At 70.4% G+C, this 19715-nt stretch carries 22 protein-coding genes; 8 read left to right on the forward strand and 14 right to left on the reverse strand.

Going from position 1 to position 19715, the window contains the following annotated elements:
* Window positions 1-4: 4 nt before the first annotated feature.
* Window positions 5-1033 (reverse strand): tripartite tricarboxylate transporter substrate binding protein, encoded by a 1029-nt coding sequence (locus ACF8ML_RS04975; protein WP_047219188.1) that lies wholly within the window; start codon window positions 1031-1033, stop codon window positions 5-7.
* A 203-nt stretch (window positions 1034-1236) separates the two neighbouring features.
* Here ACF8ML_RS04975 and ACF8ML_RS04980 point away from each other — a divergent pair, with 203 nt between their 5' ends.
* Window positions 1237-3015 (forward strand): IlvD/Edd family dehydratase, encoded by a 1779-nt coding sequence (locus ACF8ML_RS04980; RefSeq protein ID WP_392406504.1) that lies wholly within the window; start codon window positions 1237-1239, stop codon window positions 3013-3015.
* 57 nt (window positions 3016-3072) lie between these two features.
* Window positions 3073-3765 carry a GntR family transcriptional regulator gene (locus ACF8ML_RS04985; RefSeq protein WP_047327870.1) on the forward strand — a complete coding sequence of 231 codons (693 nt, stop codon included), beginning with the start codon at window positions 3073-3075 and terminating at the stop codon, window positions 3763-3765.
* A 31-nt stretch (window positions 3766-3796) separates the two neighbouring features.
* Here ACF8ML_RS04985 and ACF8ML_RS04990 read toward each other — a convergent pair whose 3' ends face one another.
* Both ACF8ML_RS04990 and ACF8ML_RS04995 read right to left on the reverse strand, forming a co-directional pair.
* Complete coding sequence (locus ACF8ML_RS04990; protein WP_047327871.1) at window positions 3797-4072, reverse strand: type II toxin-antitoxin system ParD family antitoxin; 276 nt, start codon at window positions 4070-4072, stop codon at window positions 3797-3799.
* A 66-nt stretch (window positions 4073-4138) separates the two neighbouring features.
* Window positions 4139-4972, reverse strand: coding sequence for a helix-turn-helix domain-containing protein (locus ACF8ML_RS04995; protein WP_016448379.1), 834 nt, complete (start codon window positions 4970-4972; stop codon window positions 4139-4141).
* 70 nt (window positions 4973-5042) lie between these two features.
* On the opposite strand from ACF8ML_RS04995, the gene ACF8ML_RS05000 reads away from it, so the two are divergent.
* The 5 genes from ACF8ML_RS05000 to ACF8ML_RS05020 all read left to right on the forward strand — a co-directional run bounded on the left by ACF8ML_RS05000 (window position 5043) and on the right by ACF8ML_RS05020 (window position 9401).
* Window positions 5043-5705 carry an MSMEG_1061 family FMN-dependent PPOX-type flavoprotein gene (locus tag ACF8ML_RS05000; protein WP_047327872.1) on the forward strand — a complete coding sequence of 221 codons (663 nt, stop codon included), beginning with the start codon at window positions 5043-5045 and terminating at the stop codon, window positions 5703-5705.
* Window positions 5706-5733: 28 nt separating this feature from the next.
* Complete coding sequence (locus tag ACF8ML_RS05005; RefSeq protein ID WP_202758849.1) at window positions 5734-6138, forward strand: hypothetical protein; 405 nt, start codon at window positions 5734-5736, stop codon at window positions 6136-6138.
* A 123-nt stretch (window positions 6139-6261) separates the two neighbouring features.
* Window positions 6262-8502 (forward strand): TonB-dependent receptor, encoded by a 2241-nt coding sequence (locus ACF8ML_RS05010; RefSeq protein ID WP_392406507.1) that lies wholly within the window; start codon window positions 6262-6264, stop codon window positions 8500-8502.
* A 96-nt stretch (window positions 8503-8598) separates the two neighbouring features.
* Entirely contained in the window at window positions 8599-8928 is a 330-nt protein-coding gene (locus ACF8ML_RS05015; protein WP_016452695.1) for a type II toxin-antitoxin system PrlF family antitoxin, read from the forward strand.
* On the forward strand, window positions 8925-9401 hold the full coding sequence (locus tag ACF8ML_RS05020; RefSeq protein ID WP_392406509.1) for a type II toxin-antitoxin system YhaV family toxin: 477 nt from the start codon (window positions 8925-8927) through the stop codon (window positions 9399-9401). Before ACF8ML_RS05015 ends, ACF8ML_RS05020 begins: the two co-directional genes overlap by 4 nt.
* Window positions 9402-9430: 29 nt before the next feature.
* On the opposite strand, the gene ACF8ML_RS05025 is transcribed toward ACF8ML_RS05020, so the two are convergent.
* From ACF8ML_RS05025 to cbiE, 7 genes are all read right to left on the reverse strand, one after another.
* Window positions 9431-9943, reverse strand: coding sequence for an MgtC/SapB family protein (locus ACF8ML_RS05025; protein WP_047327876.1), 513 nt, complete (start codon window positions 9941-9943; stop codon window positions 9431-9433).
* A gap of 114 nt (window positions 9944-10057) precedes the next feature.
* The gene (locus ACF8ML_RS05030) at window positions 10058-11455 is read right to left on the reverse strand and encodes a chloride channel protein (RefSeq protein ID WP_392406511.1); all 1398 of its coding nucleotides are present in this window, start codon (window positions 11453-11455) and stop codon (window positions 10058-10060) included.
* A gap of 276 nt (window positions 11456-11731) precedes the next feature.
* On the reverse strand, window positions 11732-12061 hold the full coding sequence (locus ACF8ML_RS05035; RefSeq protein ID WP_013800515.1) for a DHCW motif cupin fold protein: 330 nt from the start codon (window positions 12059-12061) through the stop codon (window positions 11732-11734).
* Between the two features lie 63 nt (window positions 12062-12124).
* Window positions 12125-12922 carry a precorrin-6A synthase (deacetylating) gene (gene cobF, locus ACF8ML_RS05040; protein ID WP_392406513.1) on the reverse strand — a complete coding sequence of 266 codons (798 nt, stop codon included), beginning with the start codon at window positions 12920-12922 and terminating at the stop codon, window positions 12125-12127.
* Entirely contained in the window at window positions 12919-13797 is an 879-nt protein-coding gene (cobM, locus tag ACF8ML_RS05045; protein ID WP_392406515.1) for a precorrin-4 C(11)-methyltransferase, read from the reverse strand. Before cobM ends, cobF begins: the two co-directional genes overlap by 4 nt.
* Window positions 13794-14279 carry a cobalamin biosynthesis protein gene (locus tag ACF8ML_RS05050; RefSeq protein WP_026062693.1) on the reverse strand — a complete coding sequence of 162 codons (486 nt, stop codon included), beginning with the start codon at window positions 14277-14279 and terminating at the stop codon, window positions 13794-13796. Before ACF8ML_RS05050 ends, cobM begins: the two co-directional genes overlap by 4 nt.
* A complete protein-coding gene (cbiE, locus tag ACF8ML_RS05055) occupies window positions 14276-15478 on the reverse strand; it encodes a precorrin-6y C5,15-methyltransferase (decarboxylating) subunit CbiE (protein ID WP_392406518.1) in 1203 nt (400 codons plus the stop codon). The genes ACF8ML_RS05050 and cbiE overlap by 4 nt, the downstream gene beginning before the upstream one ends.
* Between cbiE and ACF8ML_RS05060 the strand changes: the two genes are divergently transcribed.
* Entirely contained in the window at window positions 15477-16253 is a 777-nt protein-coding gene (locus tag ACF8ML_RS05060; protein WP_392406520.1) for a cobalt-precorrin-6A reductase, read from the forward strand. The genes cbiE and ACF8ML_RS05060 overlap by 2 nt on opposite strands.
* Here ACF8ML_RS05060 and cobJ read toward each other — a convergent pair.
* The 4 genes from cobJ to cobG are packed head-to-tail and all read right to left on the reverse strand — an operon-like array spanning window position 16205 to window position 19653.
* Window positions 16205-17020 (reverse strand): precorrin-3B C(17)-methyltransferase, encoded by an 816-nt coding sequence (cobJ, locus tag ACF8ML_RS05065; protein WP_392406522.1) that lies wholly within the window; start codon window positions 17018-17020, stop codon window positions 16205-16207. The genes ACF8ML_RS05060 and cobJ overlap by 49 nt on opposite strands.
* Window positions 17014-17784 (reverse strand): precorrin-2 C(20)-methyltransferase, encoded by a 771-nt coding sequence (cobI, locus tag ACF8ML_RS05070; protein WP_279494178.1) that lies wholly within the window; start codon window positions 17782-17784, stop codon window positions 17014-17016. Before cobI ends, cobJ begins: the two co-directional genes overlap by 7 nt.
* A complete protein-coding gene (locus ACF8ML_RS05075) occupies window positions 17774-18403 on the reverse strand; it encodes a precorrin-8X methylmutase (RefSeq protein WP_013800507.1) in 630 nt (209 codons plus the stop codon). Before ACF8ML_RS05075 ends, cobI begins: the two co-directional genes overlap by 11 nt.
* Window positions 18403-19653 carry a precorrin-3B synthase gene (gene cobG, locus ACF8ML_RS05080; protein WP_392406525.1) on the reverse strand — a complete coding sequence of 417 codons (1251 nt, stop codon included), beginning with the start codon at window positions 19651-19653 and terminating at the stop codon, window positions 18403-18405. The genes ACF8ML_RS05075 and cobG overlap by 1 nt, the downstream gene beginning before the upstream one ends.
* Between the last annotated feature and the right edge of the window lie 62 nt (window positions 19654-19715).

The following is a 19715-nucleotide window of genomic DNA, read 5'->3' on the forward strand; positions in this document are numbered from 1 at the left end:
AGCCTCAATCCGGCTGTATGCCCGCCTGCCGGATCACGGCGGACCAGCGCGCCACCTCCTCGGCGATCTGGGCTCGCGCCTCGGCAGGCGTGGTGAACGTGGGCATGGCGCCCTGTGCGACCAGGGCGTCCTTCACTTCCTGCTGCCCCATCACCTCCTTGAGCGCGCCGCTGAGCCGGGCGACGATGGGCGCGGGCGTGCCCGCAGGCGCCAGCAGGCCGAACATCGACGTCACCTCGAAGCCCGACAGCCCGGCCTCGGCCGTGGTGGGAATGTCGGCAATGGAGGGCACGCGCTGCGCCGTGGTCACGGCCAGGCCGCGCAGCCGCCCGCCCTTGATGAAGCCCTGCGTGGCGGGCAGGGTGTCGAACACCACATCCACCTGGCCGCCCATCAAATCGTTGAGCGCGGGCGTGCTGCCCTTGTAGGGCACATGCGTCAGCGGCACGCCGGCCTGCCGCTTGAACAGCTCGGCCGCCAGATGCTGGGGTGAGCCATTGCCCGAGGAGCCGTAGTTCAGCCCGCCCGGCTTCGCTTTGGCCAGCGCGATGAACTCCGCCAGATTGGCCGACGTCACCGACGGCCCCACGGTGATCACCAGCGGCACGCGGCCCACCACGGCTATGGGCGCGAAGCTCTTGTCCATGGTGAAGCCCGCCGTGGCAGGCATGAGCACGCTGTTGATGGAATGGCTGGTCAGCGCGCCCAGCAGCAGCGTATAGCCATCGGGCCTTTCCTTGGCCACGGCTGCGGCGCCCAGGTTGCCGGCCGCGCCGGCCCGGTTCTCCACCACCACGGGCTGGCCCAGCGCCAGCGAGAGCCTTTGCCCCACCACGCGGCCGATCACGTCGGTGGCGCCCCCGGGCGTGTACGGAACGACCAGCTTGATGGGCCGGGCCGGATAGGCGCCGTCGGCCAGCGCGGGCGTGGCCAGGCCTGGGCCCAGCGCCAGCGCGGCCAGCAGCGCCGCAGCCAGGGCGGCGCGCCGGTTGGGCGCATGAATGCGACGGATGCGGGATGCAGCAACAACCATGGGTGTCTCCTCCTTTTGTCTTGTGTCGGAAAAACATGCCCGGCACGCACTCCGGGCACGGCTGCATGGTTGGCCAGATAGATTATTAATAATATAGGTGATAACGACGATAATAATCCGTGGCATCCGCCGCTATCCTGCCCCACGACAAGGCAGCGCCTGCCTTCCGACCCCGCCAAGACCCTCTGCAAAGCACCCCACCCATGACCGACCCCAAGACTCCCGATGGCGCTCCAGGCCATGACATCGCCCCCGCCGATGCGGCCACGGGCATCTCCAAGGGCCTGACCAACTACGGCGACCGCGGCTTTTCGCTGTTCCTGCGCAAGGCCTTCATCAAGGGCGCGGGCTACACGGACTCGGCGCTGCAGCGGCCCGTCATAGGCATCACCAACACGGGCAGCAGCTACAACCCCTGCCACGGCAATGCGCCCCAGCTCATCGAGGCAGTCAAGCGCGGCATCCTCATGGCGGGCGGCCTGCCCATGGACTTCCCCACCATCTCGGTGCACGAAAGCTTCTCGGCGCCGACCAGCATGTACCTGCGCAACCTCATGTCCATGGACACCGAGGAGATGATCCGCGCCCAGCCCATGGACGCCATCGTGCTCATCGGCGGCTGCGACAAGACGGTGCCGGCCCAGTTGATGGGAGCGGCCTCGGCGGGCATTCCGGCCATCCAGCTGATCACCGGGTCGATGCTCACCGGCTCGCACCGCAGCGAGCGCGTGGGCGCCTGCACGGACTGCCGCCGCTACTGGGGCAAGTTCCGCGCCGAAGAGATCGACGCCGAAGAGATCGCCGATGTGAACAACCAGCTGGTGGCCAGCGTGGGTACCTGCTCGGTCATGGGCACGGCCAGCACCATGGCCTGCATTGCCGAGGCGCTGGGCATGACCGTGCCCGGCGGCGCCTCGCCCCCCGCCGTCACGGCCGACCGCATCCGCATTGCCGAGCAGACCGGCACCGAGGCCGTGCGCATGGCGCGCGAGCGCCTGACCATCGACAAAATCCTCACGCCCGCCGCCTTCGAAAACGCCATGCGCGTGCTGCTGGCCATCGGCGGCTCCACCAACGGCATCGTCCACCTGGCCGCCATTGCGGGGCGCATGGGCTATGACATCGACCTCAAGGCCCTGGACCGCATGGGCCGCGACACGCCCGTGCTGCTGGACCTCAAGCCCTCGGGCGATCACTACATGGAGGACTTCCACCACGCGGGCGGCATGGCCACGCTGCTGCGCGAGCTCAAGCCCCTGCTGAACCTGGACGCCCTCACCGTCACCGGCCGCACGCTGGGCGAAGAGATCGATCGCGCCGGCCCCGGCTTTGCGCAGGACGTGGTGCGCCCGCGCTCCAACCCCATCTACCCGCAGGGCGGCATCGCCGTGCTGCAGGGCAACCTGGCGCCGGACGGCGCCATCATCAAGCAGTCGGCCGCCCATCCCAGGCTCATGGAGCACGAAGGCCGCGCCGTGGTCTTCGAGAACGCGGCCGACCTGGCCCACCGCATCGACAGCGACGACCTGGACGTGACGGCCGACGACATCCTCGTGCTCAAGAACATCGGCCCCAAGGGCGCGCCCGGCATGCCCGAGGCCGGCTACATCCCCATCCCGCGCAAGCTGGCGCGGGCCGGCGTCAAGGACATCGTGCGCATCTCCGACGGGCGCATGAGCGGCACGGCCTTCGGCACCATCGTGCTGCACGTCACGCCCGAATCGGCCGTGGGAGGGCCGCTGGCCCATGTGAGGAATGGCGACCGCATCACGCTATCGGTGGCGCGCCGCGAGCTGACGCTGCAGGTCGGCGACGAGGAACTGGCCCGCCGCGCCCGCGAGCAGCCGGTGGCCGTGCCCACGGCCGAGCGCGGCTACCGCAAGCTCTTCCTCACCACCGTGAACCAGGCCGACCAGGGCGTGGACTTCGACTTCCTGCGCTGCGCCACCGAACGCGGCACCATTCCCGGCCCGCGTGAATAGTCGGCGCAGGCGGTCAATTCGGACAAAATGGCGTCTTTGTCCCAACCGCTTGTCTTGATGGTCGTTGCCGCCCCATTGCCGATTTCCCTGGATGCAGAACCCGCGCCGGCACCGGACGCCCTGGGCGCCATGGTGGCCGCGCTGGAAGAGGACGTGGTCTTCGGCCGGCTGCACCCGCGCGAGCGCCTGGTGGAGGACGACCTCATGGCCCGCTTCGACGTCAAGCGCCATGTGGCCCGCGAGGCCCTGGCCGCGCTGGACCGCATGGGCCTCATCGAGCGCCGCAAGAACGTGGGCGCCCTGGTGCGCTCCTTCTCCACCCAGGAAGTGCAGGAGCTGTACGAGCTGCGCGGCATGCTCGAAGTGGAGGCCGCGCGCAAGATCCCCCTGCCCGTTCCCCCCGAAAGCCTGGACCGCCTGACCGCCATCCAGCAGCAGCACGACGCCGCCGTGGCCGAAGGCAACGCGCGCCTGGTGTTCCGCATCAACCTGGCCTTTCACCAGGAACTGTTTGCGCTGGCGGGCAACGACACGCTGCACAAGGCCATCACCGAATACGCGCGCCAGACCCACCCCATCCGCTTCGCCTCCCTGGTCTCGGCCGACTACCGCGAGCGCGCACGCCAGGAACACTGGCAGATGATCGAAGCCCTGCACGCCCAGGACCGCGACGCCCTGGTGCGCCTGTGCGCCGAGCACCTGCTGCCCTCGCGCGATGCGTATCTGAATGCGCAGTTGCAGCGGTTGTAGGCGAAGTCACCCAGGAGCGACGCGGGCAGCGTCACGCGCCGTTGCCGCCGCTGCGCTCGGCAGCCAGACGCTCCCGCAACTGGCCGAGGGTGACGGTGCTGGAGGGATCAGCCCTCAAGGCGTCATAAGCAGGGCCTACCTCCAGGTGCAGCCAGCTATCCAGGCCGCGATCCTTGTCCATCAGCGCTTTCAACCCCGCGCAGATCACCTCGCTTTCGCTGGCGTACTCACCGGCCCTGACTTTGGCCCTGACCGCATCGGCGATGTCATTGGGCAAGGTGATGCTCATTTGCTGAGTGGTCTGCATGGGAGGCTCCCTGTAGGCAAGTGAGTGATCCTACTTTCATGTGGCAATCCAGTCGCCGACCCCGCCTCAGCTTGCACTCGCCCCCAACCTCCCCCGGTACGCCGCAGGCGTCTCCCCGAACGTGCGCCGGAACAAGCCGATGAAGGCGCTGGCCGTGGCGTAGCCCAGGTCCAGCGCGATGTTCGTTACAGGCGCGCCGGCGGCCAGCATCTCCAGCGAGCGCATCAGCCGCGCGCGCTGGCGCCAGGCGGTGAAGCTGAAGCCCGTCTCCGACACAAAGCGCCGGCTCAGCGTGCGCGAGCTGACCGCGGCCCAGCGCGCCCAGGCCTCCAGGTCGCGGGCATCGGCCGGGTCGGCGATCAGTGCGCGGGCGATGCGCTGCAGGCGCGGGTCGGCGGGCAGGGGCAGGCCCAGGGGCTCCACGGGCAGGGTGCGGATCTCGTCCAGGATCACCGCCATCACATGGGCGCGGGCCTGGTCCGCCGAAGGGCCTGGTTGCACGGGCTGCGTTGTGGGCACGCCTTGCTGCCATCCCCAGCCGGCGGCGCGCAGCACGGCCTCGCGCAGCAGGCCCGAGGTGCGGATGGCGCAGGGCCGCTGCGGCAGGTCGGCGCAGGCCGGCTCCGCCACGTAGACGCTCCAGCCGTGGAAGGGACCATGGGAGCGGCCCGAATGCAGCTGGTGCGGCGGCAGCCACACGGCATGGATGGCGGGCACCACCCAGACCGCGTCTTCCACGCCCACCGACAGCAGCCCGCGCAGCGAGCCGAACAGCTGGCCGCGCGCGTGGCGGTGCGGCTCGGAGGCCAGCTCCTCGTCCTGGTTGCCCACGGCCGCGATCAGCACGGGGCCATCGGCACGGTTCACATGGCTGACCAGTTCAAGAATGGCATCGGGCATGGCGTCTTCGAGCTATTTGTTGGCTGATCCAGTCTACAGCCGCCAACGCCTTTGTTCTTACGCTTGTGCCATGCACACAGACAACACCGCCCTTGCAGACCCGCCAGGCCCGGCCATCGACCTGGATTCGCTCTACGCCGCCCCGGCAGAAAGAATCCAGAAGGCCGTGCGCGACCGCCTGTCCGACTTCCACGAGGCCTATCTGCGCCAGGCCAGCTTCTTTTGCCTGGCCACGGCCGGCGAACGCGGCCTGGACGCCTCGCCGCGCGGCGGGCCGCCCGGCTTTGTGCAGGTGCTGGACGAGCGCACCGTGGCCTTTGCCGACTGGCCCGGCAACAACCGCATCGAATCCCTGCGCAACCTGCAGGCCGATGACCGCCTGGCCATGCTCTTCCTGTTCCCGGGGCTGGACATCTTCCTGCGCATCAACGGGCGCGGCCGCATCTCCACCGACCCCCATCTACTGCAGGAGCTGAGCGAAGGCCGGGGCACGCCCAAGACCGCCACCGTGGTCCTGGTCGACGAGGTGCTGCTGCACTGCGGCAAGGCCATCCACCGCTCCGGCCTCTGGAACCCGTCAAGCCAGCTGGACCGCTCCGCCCTGCCCACCGTGGGCCAGATGATGGCCGCCCTCACGCAGTTGGCCGACGCCACGGCGCCCGCCATGGATGCCGCGCAACAGGAACAGGCCAACGCCCACTACGCCCATGCGGTCAGGCACGACCTGTACTGATGCCCTGCTTTTCCCCAGGAACCATGACATGCTGATCGATACCTCCCGCTTTCCCCTGGTCTACCTGCGCGAACCCGAAGCGCAGGCACCTGCAGACGCAGGCAACGGCAATGACGCATCGGCCGAAGCCCAGATCGAATCCCTGCTCGACCAGGGCCGGCACTTCGTGCTGCTCACCGACCACCTGCCCGGCGACCACCCCGAGGAAAGCCACGAAGAACGCAAGCAGCGCGCCCTGTTCTTCAAGCGCAACCGCGAGCGCATGCGCCAGCTGTGCCGGGGCATGGTCGTCATCACGGGCGACCGCGCCGTGCCCGCCGCCCTGCGCCTGGCCGTGCAGGGCATGGGCAAGGCGCTGGGCATGCGGGTTGCGTTCGTGCAGGGGGAGGATGAGGCGCAGGTCTGCTCGTGGGAGCTGCTTGGACAGGCGTGAAGGCGGGCCAGGAGGAGTGTGGGCACAAACAGACACATCTCCCTACAAGCTCCATACGGGGGAGTCGCATCGATAAAATTATTGGGAATCATTCTCATCCCGCATTCTCATCCCGTTTTCTCCATGCACTCCCCCCTCCACACGCTGACCCCGATCGCCGGGGCCCTGGCCCTTCTTTTGTCTGCTGGCGCCGCATGGGCCCAGCCCGCCCCTTCCACGGCAACGGCCGCACCCGAGCTGGGCACCGTCACCGTGGAGGCCAGCGCCGATGCGTCGGCTGAAGGCCTGTCCAAGCCCTACGCGGGTGGCCAGGTGGCGCGCGGCGGGCGGGCCGGGATTCTGGGCACGCGCGACAACATGGAGACGCCGTTCTCCATCACCAGCTACACCAGCGAGCTGATCCAGGACCGCCAGGCCAAGAGCGTGGGCGATGTGCTGCAGAACGATCCTTCCGTGCGCGTGGCGCGCGGCTTCGGCAATTTCCAGGAGTCCTACTTCGTGCGCGGCTTCGTGCTGGGCTCGGACGACGTGGCCTACAACGGCCTGTACGCCCTGCTGCCGCGCCAGTACATCGCCACCGAGCTGTTCGAGCGCGTGGAGCTGCTGCGCGGCGCATCGGCTTTTCTGATGGGCGCCAGCCCCAATGGCGGTGGCCTGGGCGGCAACATCAACCTGCTGCCCAAGCGCGCGGGCAGCGATCCGCTGTCGCGCGTGACGGCAGGCATTGCCAGCGGCGGCCAGGCCTTTGTGGCGGCCGACGTGAGCCGGCGCTTCGGCCCCGACCAGGCCACGGGCATCCGCCTCAATGCCGCGCACCGGGGCGGCGATACCGCCATCGACCAGGAAAGCTCCAAGCTCGATCTGTTGTCCGTGGGCATGGACTGGCGCAGCCGCAATGTGCGCCTGTCGGGCGACATCGGCTGGCAGGACAACCGCCTCAAGCGCACGCGCACCAATGTCACGCCGGGCGCAGGGCTGGCCGCCATTCCTGCGGCGCCCGATGCTTCCTCCAACTGGGCCCAGCCCTGGACCTATTCAGACGAGCGCGACCTGTTCGGCACGCTGCGCGGCGAATGGGACATCAACAGCAACGTGACGGCCTGGGCCGCCTACGGCCTGCGCCGCAGCTCCGAGAACAACTCGCTGGCCAACATCACGCTGGCGGCGGCCGGCAATGGCGCGGCCACCACCAGCCGCTTCGACAACGCGCGCAAGGACCGCGTGAGCACAGGCGAGCTGGGCGTGCGCGCACGCCTGAACACGGGCAGCGTGGGCCATGAGATCGTGGCCAGCTACTCGGCCTTCGACCTCAAGGTCTACAACGCCTACGGCATGAGCACCGGCGGGGGCAGCAACACGCTGGCCACCAATCTCTACGACCCGCGCTACTACGCGATCACGCCGCTCAACTACCTGGGCAACGACCTGTCCAACCCCGCCTACAACCGGGGCACGCGCCTGAACAGCTTTGCCTTGGGCGACACGCTGTCGCTGATGGACGGCCGCATGCTGGTGACGGCCGGCGTGCGCCGCCAGACCATAGAGACCGATTCGGTGAGCTATCGCATCGTCAGCAACGGCGCGGTCACCAGCCAGGGCGGCGTGCGCACGGCCTACGACCAGAGCCGTACCAGCCCGGTGCTGGGCGCGGTGTTCAAGCTCACGCCCCAGGTATCGCTGTACGGCAACTACATCGAGGGACTGGCCCAGGGCGACACGGCGCCGGCCAAGTCGGGCGACACCATCATCGCCAACGCGGGCCAGCAGATGTCGCCCTACGTCACCAAGCAAAAGGAAGTGGGCGTCAAGTACGACGGCGGCAAGCTGGGCGGCGGCCTGGCCTTCTTCTCCACCGACAAGCCGCGCTCGCTGATCGACGGCAACCTGTTCACCTCGGCCGGCAAGGACCGTCACCAGGGCGTGGAATTCAACGTCTTCGGCGAACCCATGCGCGGCCTGCGCCTGCTGGGCGGCGCCACCTGGCTGGACGCCAGGCAGCAAAGCACGGGCCGCGCCACCACCGACGGCAAGCGCGTCATCGGCGTGCCGCGCTTCCAGGCCACGGCGGGCGTGGAGTGGGATGTGCCGGGCATCAACGGCCTGGCGCTGGACGGCCGCCTGGTGCGCACCGGCGCCAGCTACGCCAACGATGTCAACACCCTGCGCGTGGCCGGATGGAACCGCCTGGACCTGGGCGTGCGCTACATGACCGAAGTGCAGGGCAAGCTGCTCACGCTGCGCCTGCGCGTGGACAACGCGACGGACCGCAACTACTGGGCCTCCGTGGGCGGCTACCCGGGTTCGGGCTACCTGACGGTGGGCGGTCCGCGCACGTTCTCGCTGAGTGCGAGTGTGGATTTCTGAGGCGCGAGGCGCGTGCTTTCCGGGAAGGAACCTTTCGCCCGGGCATGGTAATGCACCTGCATTACCATGCATGGCAGCCTATCAGGAGATGCCATCATGTTTTCGACACTTGAAGCCGAATCCACGCTCACTGACCGCTACCAGACCACCATTCCCGAAGCCGTTCGCCGCGCATTGCACCTGAGCAAGCGCGACAGAATCCACTACACCATCCTGCCCGGCGGGGAGGTCGTGCTCAGTCGCGCCGACTCCGCCGAGGATGCCGATCCCGTGCTGGGCCAGTTTCTCGGCTTTCTGGCCCAGGACATGGCAGCCCACCCCGAGCGCCTGCAGACCATGGATGCCCGTCTGGCGCAGCAGATCCAGGCGCTGACCGAAGGCATCGAGGTCGATCTGGATGCACCGCTTTCGGCAGACGACGAATGAGCGCCATACCGCCCGCCCCCTTGCGCATCCACGGCTGGACGGTATTCATGCACCCGCTTTTCCTGGCCCAGCTGCAGGCGTTGAGCCACGAAGTGGAGGGTCTGAAAACCAAGGACCCTGGCGGGTACACACGCAAGAACGCGACCAAGCGATTGGCGGCGATCCGCAAGCTGGCATTCGATGTCATCCCGCAGGATCCCACGCGGCCAGACTACCGCCAGGGCCATACCCTGGGCGAGGAGCACAAGCACTGGTTTCGGGCCAGGTTCTTCCAGCAGTACCGCCTGTTCTTCCGCTTTCACGCCCCCAGCAAAATCATCGTGTTCGCCTGGGTCAACGATGAGGACACCAAGCGAGCCTATGAGGGCAGCGACGATGCCTACAGGGTGTTCCGAAAAATGCTCGCCAACGGGCACCCTCCTGGCGATTGGGACAGTTTGCTGGCACAGGCGAAGTCCCCACCATCCCGCTAACCGCCGCACGCCTGAGCCGCAGCCCGCCCTCAGGTCTCCCGCGGCTTGGTATCCGGCTCCGCGTCCGCCTGCGGCGGCGGCGCACTGACCACATGCGGCAGCATCACGAGGATGACGATGGCCAGCAGCGTGGCCAGCAGCGCGATGGCTTCGCGCCCCAGGCCGCAGGCCACGCCGATGGCGGCCGTCATCCAGATGCCGGCGGCCGTGGTCAGGCCCTGTACCTGTTCCTCTGAGTGGCGCTTGATGATGGCGCCCGCGCCCAGGAAGCCTACGCCGGCCACCACGCCCTGGATCACGCGGCTCATGTCGGCAATGTCCATGCCGCCGCGCTCGGGCACCAGAACGAACAGCGCCGCGCCCATGGCCACCAGCATGTGGGTGCGCAGGCCTGCGGCCTTGCCCTTGTGCTCGCGCTCGTAGCCGACGATGCCGCCCAGCAGCGCCGCCAGCAGCAGGCGCACCATGACGCGCGTGACCTCGGCCGCATCGGGCAGGCTGGAAAATTCCTCGACCAGGGTGTTGGCCACTTCCTCCCACATGGCGCGTTCCTTTCCTTGGGTTTGCGTCCGGACTCAGGAAGGGAGCATGGCGTGGCGTGCAGCACACCCAGGCCATCGGCATTCGCCATTGGCTGTCAGCCAAGCGCGCCCGCTTCAGGCGCCTGCGGGCTTGTCCTGGTCCTTCGGGGGAGAGGCCTGCTCGGGCACCGGTGCGGGTGCCGACGCAGGAGCAGGAGCAGGTGCGACCACCATGCTCAGCATGTGCTGGGCCAGCGTCTCGTACAGCGGCCGGGCCAGCATGCGCGAGACCAGGCTGGCCAGCATGGCAGCGGCCATGAGGCTGAGCACCATGGAGTGGCCGTCCACCATCTCCATGACGATGATGAAGGCCGTCAGCGGCGCCTGCGTCACGGCGGCCAGGAAGGCGGCCATGCCCATGGCGATGAGGGCGGGCGCGATGTCTGCGCCCATGAGGCCGGCCACGTTGTGGCCCACGCCCGCGCCAATGGACAGCGACGGCGCGAAGATGCCGCCCGGCACGCCCACCCAGGCCGACAGCCAGGTGGCGATGAACTTCAGGGTGACGTAGAACGAAGGCACGTCAGCCTGGCCCGCCAGCATGTGCTTGACGGCTTCCGAGCCCGCGCCGAAGGTGGCGCCGCCCGTGACCATGCCGATGACGGCGATCACCAGCGCGACCGCCGCCGCGAAGCGGATGGGAAAGCGCGCGCGCAGCTGGTTGAGCCGCTCGGGCGCGCGGGTCAGCGAGGCGGCCAGCAGCTTGGCGAACAGGCCTCCCAGCACGCCGCAGGCCAGGGTCACGCACAGGCCCGGCAGCAGCGCGTCCCAGGTCAGGTGGGGCACCTGGATGCGCCCGAAATAACTGAGATTGCCGAAGGCCGACACGCCCATCAGGCCGGCCAGCACGATGGCCGCGATGATCAGGCCGCTGGAGCGCGACTCCAGCTTGCGCGACAGCTCCTCGATGGCGAAGACCACGCCCGCCAGCGGCGCGTTGAAGGCCGCCGCAATGCCGGCCGCGCCGCCGGCCACCAGCAGCGCATGGTGGCTGATGCCCGAATGCGGGCCGAACCAGCGCCGCGCATGGTGCATGACACCGGCCGCCACCTGCACCGAAGGCCCCTCGCGCCCGATCGACAGCCCCGCCGCAAAGCCCGCGCTGGCCAGGACCATCTTGGCGAAGGACAGCCACAGCGACACGAAGCGCCCGCGCTGCGCGGGGTCCAGCGCCGGGTCCAGCGTGGCGATCACCTGCGGAATGCCCGACCCCGCCGCGCCCGGCGCCCAGCGCCGCGTGAGCCACACGGCGCCCGCCGTGACGGCAGGCATCCACAGCAGAACGGCCCAGCCGCCCTGCCAGTGGTAGATGCTCTCGAAGAATTCGAAGCCCGCGTCCGCCATCAGCGTGAAGGCCACCACGCACAGCCCGGCGGCGGCGGCATAGGCCAGCACGATGGTGCGGTCCAGCCAGCGCCTGCCGTCCCGGAATTCCTGGTTCAGGTTGTGGAGGAAGTCGGGTTCTTGCTGCATCGCGTGAAGAGGCTGGGCGAAAGCTCTTCATTGTGCACAAGCCCGGCCACAGGGGCTGTCGCCATCGGCAATGCCTACTTCGCCGCTGAGTTGATGGCCGATGACTGTGTACCTGGAGAGCCGTCCGTCAGGCATTCCCCCCCCCCCGGCATGGGCACCCTGGCAACCCGTGCCGTACGCCACTCAATGACGGCACGTTTGCGCAGCTCTCGCCCGCGCCGGCGCGAACCTGTCGCAGACCTGCAGCGCGCTGCCGTGCCGATCGTGCCTGCAGGTTCAGTCCACCACGAAGAGCCTGGCGCCCTTGGGCGAGCGCGAGCGGTGCGGCTCGGCGTTGTCCGCCACCTGGTAGCTCATGCCGGGTGTCAGAGTGAAGCGGCGGCCGTCCGCCAGTTCGGTCTCCAGCTCCCCTTCCAGGCACAGCAGCACATGGCCCTTGGTGCACCAGTGGTCGGAGACATAGCCGGGCGTGTACTCCACCGTGCGCACGCGGATGTTGCCGAAGTTCTGCGTGCGCCAGAACGCCTGGCCGGCCTCGGCCGAATGCTCGGTGGGCGCCACGGCGGCCCAGTCGGTGGTGTTGAAGGGGATGTTGTCCATCTGCATGGCGGGATTCCTTGATGAAGGGGGTGTACAGCGTGGGGACCGGCGTCGGCAGCAGCCTCGGCCTCATCCCCCGCGCCGCAGCAGGTAGATATCCATGATCCAGCCATGCCGCTCGCGCGCTGCGGCGCGGGCCTGCACGATGCGCGAGGCGGCCTCGGCCAGCGGGCCGCTGTCCAGCATCTGGCGGTCCATGCCCAGGTAGGCACCCCACCAGATGTGCAGGCCGTGGGAGGGCAGCTCGGTGAAGCTGCACTGCCCGTCCAGCATCACCACGGCCGTGTCCACGCCGGGCGGCCAGCCCTGCTCGCGCAGCTGGCGGCCCGTGGTCACCACGAAGGGCTGGCCTATGCCGTTGAGCGCAATCGCATGCGCGGCGCACAGCACCTGCATGGAGCTGATGCCCGCCACCACGCGCACGCTGTGCGGCGCCGGCTGCATGCGCGCGGCAATGCGCAGCGTGCTGTCGTACAGAGCCGGGTCCCCCCAGACCAGCAGGGCGACCTGCAAGGGCTGGCCGGGGCTGCGCGGCTGCAGCCCCTCGTCCAGGGACCGGGTGATGGCCGCCTGCCAGCAGCGCGTGATGGCCGCATGCCATTCATCGACCTGGGCCAGGTAGTCGTCGCCCACGCTGCGGCGCACGGGCATGTCGAAGCCTTCGATGCGCGGGCCGGGCGCAGTGAGCACGGCATCGCACAGGTCGCGGCGCAGGGCGGCGAGTTCGGCCTTGTCCTCGCCCTTGTGCGGCAGCAGGATCAGGTCGGCGGCCTGCATGGCGGCCTGGGCCTCGCGCGTGAGGTGGTCGGGGTTGCCCGTGCCGATGCCGATCAGGCTCAGCGCCACGGGCGGCAGGACCGCGCTCATGGGGCGGGGTTCCCGAGGGGCACGTCGATCACGGTGTCGCTCCCGGTGTCCCTCAAGGTATCCCTCGCGGTATCCAGCGCGGCGCCGCCGCGCACATCGGTGGCGGGAAAGCGCGGCTCGGTGCCCAGCGGGCGGTAGCGGCGGTCGTAGTCGGCCGCGTAGAGGCGGCTTTCACCGAAGTCCTCGGCCTGCAGGCTGCGGCCCACCAGGATCAGGGCCGTGCGCTCCATGTGGGTGGCCACCGCCTCGGCCAGGCTGCCCACCGTGGTGCGCACCACGGTTTCGTCAGGCCAGCTGGCACGCCAGACGATGGCCACGGGGCAGTCGGCGCCGTAGTGCGGCAGCAGCTCGGACTGCACCTTGGCGGCCACATGGATGGACAGATGGATGGCCAGCACGGCGCCCGTGGCCGCGAAGGCGGCCAGGTTCTCACCCTCGGGCATGGCCGTGGCGCGGCCCGAGGTGCGCGTCAGCACCACGGACTGGCACAGGCCGGGCAGGGTCAGCTCCGCGCCCAGCGTGGCAGCGGCGGCCGCGAACGAGGGCACGCCGGGCGTGACGGTGTAGGCAATGCCGGCCTCGCGCAGGCGGCGCAGTTGCTCGCCCATGGCCGACCAGACGGACAGGTCGCCCGAGTGCAGGCGCGCCACGTCTTCGCCACGCGCCTCGGCGGCCTGGATCTCGGCCACGATGTCGTCCAGGCTCATGGATGCGGTGTTGACGATGCGCGCGCCCGGCGGGCAGTGCGCCAGCAGCTCGCGCGGTATCAGCGAGCCTGCGTACAGGCAGACCGGGCAGGCCGCCATGAGGTCGCGCCCGCGCACGGTGATCAGGTCGGCGGCGCCGGGGCCGGCGCCGATGAAATGCACGGTCATGCCGTTGCTCCTTGGTTCTTGGCCTGGCTGGCGTGGGCCAGGCAACAGTTCAGAGGTCCGCCCTGGCCCACGGCCAGGGCCAGGGTGGCGCTGCCATCGTCCGCCACCAGGCGGGTCACGCTCAGGGCGGAGTGCGGGCCTGCGGCGGCCAGTGCCGCCGCCTCGGCCACGCTGCCGGTGCCGTAGCGCGCCAGCATGCGCGGCGATTGGGTGACCACCGGCTGGCCCGGCAATTGCGCGGACGGCACACGGACCAGGACGGCCGAGGGCACGACCGCCGACATCCAGGCCTCCAGCGCCGGATGGCCGGCCTTGGTGTCCAGCACGGCCACGGCGCAGACGGGCTGCGGCGCGCAGGCTTGCTGCAGCAGGTGCGCCTGGGCCCGCTGCCACAGCGCCTGCAGCGCATCGGGCAGTGCGTCCGTGTGCAGGCCCAGGCCCAGCACGCCGCAGCGGTGGGGGATGGCTTGGTCCGGGTTCACCGCTGCCAGCTCCACTGCACCAGCGGCCGCGCAGCCTTCCAGCTGCGCATGCGGCCCAGCGGCTCGGCGCTGGAGATCTCCAGCCGCAGCAGCTGGCCGCCGTGCTGGGCCTGCAGTTGCACCAGCAGGGCCTCGGTCTCCAGCGTCACGGCATTGACCACCAGGCGGCAGCCTGCGGGCATGAGGGCCTGCAGGCGATCGAACAATTCGGCGTCAAAGCCCCCGCCCACGAACACGGCCTGGGGCCGGGCCAGCGCCTGCAGTTCGGCCAGCGCCTCGGGCGCCACGCCCTGCACCACGCGCAGGCGCGCCTGCAGTCCGAAGCGCCGGGCGTTGAGGCGGATGTTGTCCGCACGCGCCGCATGCTGCTCCAGGCTGATGGCCGAGCCACCGGCCAGGCACCACTCCACGGCCACCGAGCCCGAGCCGCCGCCCACATCCCACAGGCATTCGCCGTGGCGCGGCGCAAGAGCCGCCAGGGTCAGCGCGCGCGCCGGGGCCTTGGTGATCTGGCCGTCGTTGGCGTACCAGTGGTTGGGCCGGCCCGGCACCAGCGGCAGGGCCGCGCCGCCCTGGGCGAGCACGGCCACGGCTACGGGCGCGCAGGCAGGGTCGGCGGCCAGGGCCTGGGCGGCTTCGGCGGCGCGCCATGTGCGGCGGCGCTCGCGCGGGCCGCCCACGGATTCCATGACCTCCAGGCGGCTGTCGCCCCAGCCTTCCTGCACCAGCCAGTCCGCCAATGCGGCCACGGCGGCGCCATCGCGCAGCAGCACCAGCGACTGGCGGCCTGGCGACAGGTGCGGCAGCAGCTGCTCCACGTGGCCGGCGTGCAGGCCCAGGCAGACCGTGTCTTCCAGCTTCCAGCCCAGGCGGGACGCCAGCAGCGAAAATGTCGAGGGTTGGGCGTGGCAGCGCCACTCCTGCGGCGCCAGATGCGCCGCCAGGCTGCCGCCCGCCCCGAACCAGAACGGATCGCCCGACGCCAGCACCACCGTGGGCCGGCCACGGCAGGCCAGCACGGGCGCCACGTCAAAGGGCACGGGCCAAGGCTGTCCACGCTCGCCGGCACCGGCCAGCGCCAGGTGGCGCGGCCCGCCAAAAACGGTCTCGGCCGCGTCCAGCGCGCGCAGCGCGGCGGGCGAGAGGCCGTCCAGGCCGTCTTCGTTCAGGCCCACCAATGTCAACCAGGGATCAGTCATGCCCCATGTTCTCCTGCTGGGCGGCACCAGCGGCGCCAGCCAGCTGGCCCAGGCCCTGCACCGCGCCGGCATTGCCGCCGTGTTCTCGTATGCGGGCGTCACGCAGTCGCCCGTGGCCCAGCCCCTGCCCACGCGCGTGGGAGGCTTTGGCGGTGCCCAGGGCCTGGCGCAGTTCCTGCGCGGGCAGGCCATCAGCCATGTGGTCGATGCCACCCATCCGTTTGCCGCGCAGATGAGCCGCAATGCCTGCGAGGCCTGCGCCGCCACCGGCACGCCGCTGCTGGCGCTGGAGCGCGAGCCCTGGCAGGCCAGTGCCGGCGATGCCTGGATCGACGTGCCCGACATGCAAGCCGCCGCTGCCGCCCTGCCCCAGGCAGCCGCCCGGGTGTTTCTGGCCGTGGGCCGCAAGCAGCTTGCGGCCTTTGCGGGCCAGCCGCAGCACCACTACCTGCTGCGCCTGGTCGATGCGCCCGAGCCCGGCAGCCTGCCCCTGCCCCACACCACGGTGGTTCTGGGGCGTGGGCCTTTCAGCGCGGAAGACGATGAAGCCTTGCTGCGCACGCACGGCATCGAATGGCTGGTGGCCAAGAACGCGGGCGGCGAGGCCACGCGCGGCAAGCTCGATGCCGCACGCGCCCTGGGCCTGCCCGTGGTGATGGTGCAGCGCCCGGCGCTGCCGCAGCGCCAGCGCACCGGGTCGGTGGCTGCGGTGCTGCACTGGATTGCTCATGGCGTGCTGCCGACAGCGCAGCCCGCACCGCCATCCATGCCGTAGTGGCGTGGCGTGTAGACCCAGCGGCCCACGCGGCGCGTGGCGCTGTTGCCCACCAGGACCACGGTGCGCATGTCGGCCATCTCGGGCGTGGCCTCGGCCAGCGTGCATACGTGCAAGTGTTCCTTGGGCGTGGACACGGCGCGCGCGAACACCAGCAGGCGCTGCGGCTCGCAGCGGGTGCGCAGCAGCTGCAGCAGGCGCACAAAGCCTTCGGGCCGGCTCTTGGAGCGCGGGTTGTAGAAGGCCATGGCGAAGTCGGCCTGGGCCGCCAGTTCCACGCGCCGCGCGATCACCGGCCAGGGCTTGAGGTTGTCCGAGAGATTGATGCAGCAAAAGTCATGGCCCAGCGGCGCGCCAGCGCGCGCGGCGGCGGCCAGCATGGCGGTGATGCCGGGCAGCACCTGGATATCGAGCGCCTGCCAGGCGGCGGCCTGCGCCGCATCGGCCGATTCCATGGCCTCGAACACAGCCGACGCCATGGCGAACACGCCCGGGTCGCCCGAGGACACCACGACCACCTGCCGCCCCTGCGCGGCCAGCGCCAGCGCCTGGCGCGCGCGCTCCAGCTCCACGCGGTTGTCCGAGGCATGCCAGGCCACGGCCTGGCCCTGACCCGCCTGCGCCAGCAGGGCCTGCGCGCGGGACACATAGGGCAGGTAGCCGACCACATCGTCGGCCGCGTGCAAGGCGGCTGCGGCTTCGGGCGTGATCTGGTCCAGTGCGCCCGGGCCCAGCCCCACCACCGTCAGGCGGCCGGCGCTCACCATGCGGCCTCCGGGCGGCGGCCCTGGCCGTGCACGAGCACGATGGCGAAATAGGGGCAGGCGTCGTCGGAAACATCGCCCAGGCGCGCGACCTGCTCGCTGTCCGTGGTGCCGTTCTGTACCAGCCAGGCGGCGTCAAGCCGGCCCGTGCGCTGCAGGGCGCGGCGGATGCGCGGCAGGTTGCGGCCGACCTTCATGACCACCAGGGCCTCGGCGGACTGCATGCGGCGCACCAGCTCGTCTTCCGACAGGGTGCCGGTCATCACGCTGAGCACGTCGTCGCCCCAGGTGATGGGCTCGCCCGTGGCGTGCCAGCAGCCCACCATGCCGGGGATGCCGGGCACCACGTCCAGCGGCACCTGGCCGCGTTCGCGCAGCCGGGTATACAGATGCATGAAGGAGCCGTAGAGGAAGGGGTCGCCCTCGCACAGCACCACCACCTGCTCGGTCTGAGCCAGCGCTTCCAGGCGCAGGCACCAGTCGTCGTAGAAGCGCGCCAGCAGGTCCACATAGGCGGGGCTGTCCACGGGCAGCTCGGTGGTCACGGGGTATTCCATGGCGTGCTCGGCAGCGCCTTGGGCCAGCAGGCCGTCCACCAGCTGGCGGGCCTTGCCGGGCCGGCCCTTCTTGCGGAAGAACGCGACCTGGCGCGCGCCGCGCACCAGGCGGTCGGCCTTGACGCTCATGAGTTCGGGGTCGCCCGGGCCCAGGCCCACGCAGACAATGCCGGGCCCGCCCTGGCCGGGACGCGGCTGCCTACTCGACATGGCTGGCCAGTGCATTGATGGCGGCCACGGTGATGGCCGAGCCGCCCAGGCGGCCGTGCACGGCCATGCAGGGCACGGGCAGGTCCTGCATCAGCGCCTGCTTGGATTCCATGGCACCCACAAAGCCCACGGGGCAGCCGATGATGGCGGCCGGCCGGGGGCAGGCCGGGTCCTGCAGCATGTTGAGCAGGTGGAACAGGGCCGTGGGCGCATTGCCGATGGCCACCACGGCGCCGGCCAGGTGCGGGCGCCACAGCTCCAGCGCGGCGGCGCTGCGCGTGTTGCCCATGTCACGGGCCAGCGCGGGCACGCGCTCGTCCTGCAGCGTGCAGATGATGGGGTTGGCGGCGGGCAGGCGCGAGCGCGTGATGCCCTCGCTGACCATGCGCACGTCGCACAGCACGGGCGCGCCGTTTTGCAGGGCCTGCGCGGCGGCCTCGGCCATGCCCGGCGAGAAGGCCACGTGCGGGGCCAGCTCCACCAGGCCGGCGGCGTGGATCATGCGCACCACCACGCGTTCCTCGACGGGCGTGAAGCGTTCCAGCGCCGCCTCGCGGCGGATGGTGGCAAAGGACTGCCGGTAGATCTCGGCGCCATCGGTTTCGTAGCGGTGCAGCATTATTCTTTTGAAAACAGCAATCCCGGATTGTCTCGCACCGAGGCCAGGGTCCGCTGCTCCTGCCCCCTATCCCCGGCACGGCCTTGGCGCACTACGGAATAGAAAGGGCCTTCGCCCTCGTCTTCACCTTCTGCCCGCAGCACCACCGTGGCCGGCGCCTGCCGCGCGCAGCCCTTGGCGCATCCGGTCACATGCAGGTGCGCGCCGGGCGGCACCTGCGGCGCCAGCTCCAGCGCCAATGTCTGCGTGGGACCCAGGGCCTGGGTGCAGCCCGGCGCGCCGGTACAGGCGGATACGCGCAGGCGCGGGTCATGGGCGTGGGTGATCCAGTCAGCGGCGCTGTCCAGCCCTGCAGCCGCCCACCAGCGGGGCATGGCGGCGCCAGCTTCCGCGTCTTGGTCTTCCACCAGCAGCATGCGCCAGGGCGTCACACGCAAAAAGGCCTGCTCAGGCAAGGCGCGCAGCAGCCGCGCCAGCGCCACGGCCGGCAAGCGGCCCAGCGGCGCGCCCAGCAGCCAGCCCACACCGGGCACGGCACCGGGCGCCGGTCCTTCGCCGTGGGCCGGGGTTTCTGTCTCCACCCAGTCCAGCCCGGGGGGCGGCTGCAGTTGCGCCGCCACCGCGGCCATGCGCCCGGGCCGCAAGCCCTGGGCGCGGCGAAGGACGGCCTGACCGGCAAACCAGCGCGCCAACGCCAGGCCTGCGGCCACGGCCTGGTCCGCGTCGGCCACGGCCAGCGCGTGGTTGCGTCCATCGGGCTGCACCAGCCATCCGGTGGCTGTGCGCTGCAGGCGGATATCGGCGGACACGCCGGCCAGCCGGCCCGGCGCGCCCTCCACCGACCAGCCGAACTTGGCCGGCAGGCCGGCCAGATCCTCGGCCGCATCCAGCGCCTGCTGCAGGGCCTGGCCCAGCGCATGGACAGCCTCCTGCGGCCGGCACAGCGGGTCGATCACCAGGTTGCGGCGGCGCTCGCGGCCCGCGTCGGCGTCCAGCAGGCCCACGGCCGCCAGGGCGCGCAGCACGGCGGCGTGCCGACCGGGTGCAATGCCGCGCAGCTGCACATTGGCGCGGCTGGACAGCTCCAGCACGCCACTGCCATGCACCAGGGCCAGGCGCGCCAGGCGCCGCGCCTGGACCACCGTCAACCGCCCCAGCGGCGGGCGCACGCGCACCACCAGCCCATCGCCGGAGGCCATGGGCTGCCAGGCGCCGGGGCACCAGCCTTGGATGTGGGGAGGGGTATGCATGGGATGGGGACCGACTGTAGCGCCGACGCAGCCTGTCCCGCAGGGGCAGCACCCGCAGGCGG

The sequence above is a fragment of the Delftia sp. WSY_10 genome, assembly GCF_043104705.1.
Classification (GTDB): Bacteria; Pseudomonadota; Gammaproteobacteria; order Burkholderiales; family Burkholderiaceae_C; genus Comamonas; species Comamonas tsuruhatensis.

Coding starts and splice junctions, on each gene's coding strand:
- ACF8ML_RS04975 (WP_047219188.1), bottom strand. CDS start 1,033: ATGGTTGTTGCTGCATCCCGCATCCGTCGCATTCATGCGCCCAACCGG.
- ACF8ML_RS04980 (WP_392406504.1), top strand. CDS start 1,237: ATGACCGACCCCAAGACTCCCGATGGCGCTCCAGGCCATGACATCGCC.
- ACF8ML_RS04985 (WP_047327870.1), top strand. CDS start 3,073: ATGGTCGTTGCCGCCCCATTGCCGATTTCCCTGGATGCAGAACCCGCG.
- ACF8ML_RS04990 (WP_047327871.1), bottom strand. CDS start 4,072: ATGCAGACCACTCAGCAAATGAGCATCACCTTGCCCAATGACATCGCC.
- ACF8ML_RS04995 (WP_016448379.1), bottom strand. CDS start 4,972: ATGCCCGATGCCATTCTTGAACTGGTCAGCCATGTGAACCGTGCCGAT.
- ACF8ML_RS05000 (WP_047327872.1), top strand. CDS start 5,043: ATGCACACAGACAACACCGCCCTTGCAGACCCGCCAGGCCCGGCCATC.
- ACF8ML_RS05005 (WP_202758849.1), top strand. CDS start 5,734: ATGCTGATCGATACCTCCCGCTTTCCCCTGGTCTACCTGCGCGAACCC.
- ACF8ML_RS05010 (WP_392406507.1), top strand. CDS start 6,262: ATGCACTCCCCCCTCCACACGCTGACCCCGATCGCCGGGGCCCTGGCC.
- ACF8ML_RS05015 (WP_016452695.1), top strand. CDS start 8,599: ATGTTTTCGACACTTGAAGCCGAATCCACGCTCACTGACCGCTACCAG.
- ACF8ML_RS05020 (WP_392406509.1), top strand. CDS start 8,925: ATGAGCGCCATACCGCCCGCCCCCTTGCGCATCCACGGCTGGACGGTA.
- ACF8ML_RS05025 (WP_047327876.1), bottom strand. CDS start 9,943: ATGTGGGAGGAAGTGGCCAACACCCTGGTCGAGGAATTTTCCAGCCTG.
- ACF8ML_RS05030 (WP_392406511.1), bottom strand. CDS start 11,455: ATGCAGCAAGAACCCGACTTCCTCCACAACCTGAACCAGGAATTCCGG.
- ACF8ML_RS05035 (WP_013800515.1), bottom strand. CDS start 12,061: ATGCAGATGGACAACATCCCCTTCAACACCACCGACTGGGCCGCCGTG.
- cobF (WP_392406513.1), bottom strand. CDS start 12,922: ATGAGCGCGGTCCTGCCGCCCGTGGCGCTGAGCCTGATCGGCATCGGC.
- cobM (WP_392406515.1), bottom strand. CDS start 13,797: ATGACCGTGCATTTCATCGGCGCCGGCCCCGGCGCCGCCGACCTGATC.
- ACF8ML_RS05060 (WP_392406520.1), top strand. CDS start 15,477: ATGCCCCATGTTCTCCTGCTGGGCGGCACCAGCGGCGCCAGCCAGCTG.
- cbiE (WP_392406518.1), bottom strand. CDS start 15,478: ATGACTGATCCCTGGTTGACATTGGTGGGCCTGAACGAAGACGGCCTG.
- cobJ (WP_392406522.1), bottom strand. CDS start 17,020: ATGGTGAGCGCCGGCCGCCTGACGGTGGTGGGGCTGGGCCCGGGCGCA.
- cobI (WP_279494178.1), bottom strand. CDS start 17,784: ATGTCGAGTAGGCAGCCGCGTCCCGGCCAGGGCGGGCCCGGCATTGTC.
- ACF8ML_RS05075 (WP_013800507.1), bottom strand. CDS start 18,403: ATGCTGCACCGCTACGAAACCGATGGCGCCGAGATCTACCGGCAGTCC.
- cobG (WP_392406525.1), bottom strand. CDS start 19,653: ATGCATACCCCTCCCCACATCCAAGGCTGGTGCCCCGGCGCCTGGCAG.